Annotated in this window: 2 protein-coding genes; both read right to left on the reverse strand. The window is 62.9% G+C overall.

What is annotated here, in order from left to right:
- A partial coding sequence (pip, locus tag ACTHNE_RS17275) for a prolyl aminopeptidase (protein ID WP_440269894.1) occupies positions 1-891 on the reverse strand: 891 nt, incomplete at its 3' end.
- Positions 892-1,025: 134 nt separating this feature from the next.
- On the reverse strand, positions 1,026-2,411 hold the full coding sequence (locus tag ACTHNE_RS17280; protein WP_440269895.1) for an FAD-binding oxidoreductase: 1,386 nt from the start codon (positions 2,409-2,411) through the stop codon (positions 1,026-1,028).
- Positions 2,412-2,542: the final 131 nt, after the last annotated feature.

A 2,542-nucleotide genomic window follows, 5' to 3' on the forward strand; every position in this document is an offset into this window, starting at 1 on the left:
CCCCGCATCCTGCACGATGCGCAGATCCGACTCCGGCCACGAACGATGCAGATCCCACGCGCTGCGCATCGGGCATACCACGTCGTAGCGCCCTTGCACGATCACCGCCGGAATGCGCCGGATGCGATCGACGTTGCGCAATAGCTGATCGTCGTGTTCAAAGAAACCGCCGTGCACGAAGTAATGGCATTCGATGCGCGCAAACGCGAGCGCGAATTCGTCCTCGCCGCTGCTATGGATGTACGCCTCGTCCTGGTACAGGAAACTGGTGGCGCCTTCCCATACCGACCAGGCGCGCGCGGCGGCCAGGCGAACGCGTGGGTCCATACTGGTGAGGCGGCGGTGGTAGGCGCTCATCAGGTCGCCGCGCTCAACCTCGGGAATCGCAGCCAGGAACGACTCCCATGCATCCGGATACAGCGCATCGCAGCCTTTCTGGTAGAACCATTCCAACTCCCAGCGGCGCAGCATGAAGATCCCGCGCAGCACCAGTTCCGTCACCTTGTCCGGATGCGTTTGCGCATAGGCAAGCGACAGCGTGGAGCCCCACGAACCGCCGAACACCTGCCAGCGCGCGATGCCTAAATGTTCACGCAAGCGTTCGATATCGGCGACCAGGTGCCAGGTGGTGTTGTCCGTCAGCTCCGCGTGCGGCGTCGATTTGCCGCAGCCGCGCTGGTCGAACAGCACGATGCGATATACCTTCGGATCGAAGAAGCGCCGGCATTTGGGATTGGTGCCGCCACCCGGGCCACCGTGCAGAAACACCACCGGCTTGCCGTTCGGATTGCCGCTCTGCTCGTAGTAGAGCGTGTGCAGGTCGGATACCTTGAGCAGGCCGACGTCGTAGGGCTCGATCTCGGGATACAAGCTGCGGCGATGCTGGGACATGGGCGTGGGTGGCGTTGGAATGGGAGCGCACATGGTACGGGGGCTCGCCACATAACCCAAGTCGCGTAGGTTGGGGTGCAAACCCCAACATCTCGCACACGGCGACATGGCTATGTTGGGGTTTACACCCCAACCTAGGCGAACAATTTGCCTGGGTTGAGTATGCCGTTCGGATCGAACACCGCCTTCACCCCGCGCATCAGGGCAATTTCCGCCGCGCTGCGCGTGCTTTCCAGATACGCGCGCTTCACCAGGCCAATGCCATGTTCGGCGGAAATGCTTCCGCCATGACGCTGCAGCGCTGCCGCCAGCAGCTTGGTGACGTGTTCGCATTGCGCAATGAACTCTGCGTCACTCTGCGACGCAGGCTTCAACACGTTGATATGCAGGTTGCCGTCACCGATATGGCCGAACCACACCACTTCCATCTGCGGATATTCGCGCGTGAGCAGTGCCTGGATGTCTTGCAGAAAGGCCGGCACCGCGCTGATGCGCACGGAGATGTCGTTCTTATAGGGCTTGTGCGCAGCGAGACTCTCGGTGATGCCTTCGCGCAATCGCCATAGCGCGGCGGCTTGCGCTTCGCTTTGCGCCATGACGCCGTCGGCGATCCAGCCTTGCTCGACCGCCTGTTCGAACACGGCCAAGGCTTCTTCCTGCGCGCGCTCGTCCGCGGCATCGAACTCGGTGACCACGTAATACGGATAATCGCCGTCGATCGCACGTTGCGCGCCATGCGCAAGCACATGCTTCAGCGCGACATCGGTAAAGAATTCGAACGCCTGCAACGGCAAGCGCGCCCGAAACAGCGCGAACACCTGCATCAGCGCATCCATATCGGGCAAGGCCAGCAGCATCACCTGCGAGGCCGGCGGCGGATCGGTAAGGCGCAACGTCGCTTCCACCACGATGCCAAGCGTGCCTTCCGAGCCGATCATTAATTGCCGTAAGTCATAACCACTGGAGTTTTTGATCAAAGCGCGGTTGAGATCCAGCAGCTCGCCCTGGCCCGTGACCACCTTCAGACCGGCGATCCACTCACGCGTATTGCCGTAGCGGATCACCCGGATACCACCGGCATTGGTGGCGATATTGCCGCCAATGGCGCAGGAGCCGCGCGCCGCGAAATCCACCGGATAGATCAGGCCCTGCTCGCGCGCCGCCGTGTGCACGGCTTCCAGCGCAATGCCCGGCTGTACGGTGAGCGTGCGGTCGACTGCGTCGAAACCCAGTACCCGGTTCATGCGCGCCAGACTCAGCACCAGCTCACCATTCGCGGCCACCGCCCCGCCGGAAAGGCCGGTACGGCCTCCGGAGGGGACGATCGCCACCTTGTGGTCGTTGGCCCAGCACACGATCGCCTGCACTTCCTCGATCGACGCCGGCAGCGCGATCGCCAGGGGGGCCGGCGTCCAGCGCCGCGTCCAATCCCGGCCGTAGTGCTCCAGGTCACCTGGCTCGGTGAGCAGGCGCAGCTTGGGCAGGCGGCTGGAAAGGTCGGCGAGGGCGTGCGGGTTCATGGCGGCTCCGGCAGGGAAGGCCCTCAGCGTGCCACGTCTAGTGCTGCGACGCCACAAAATCTGGCATAGTGTTTGGACATCCAAACGCCAGACCATCATGAAGACCTCGTTTCCCAAGCAAGACATCAAGG

The sequence above is a fragment of the Dyella sp. genome (assembly GCF_051954575.1).
GTDB lineage: Bacteria > Pseudomonadota > Gammaproteobacteria > Xanthomonadales > Rhodanobacteraceae > Dyella_B.

Coding starts and splice junctions, on each gene's coding strand:
- ACTHNE_RS17280 (WP_440269895.1), bottom strand. CDS start 2,411: ATGAACCCGCACGCCCTCGCCGACCTTTCCAGCCGCCTGCCCAAGCTG.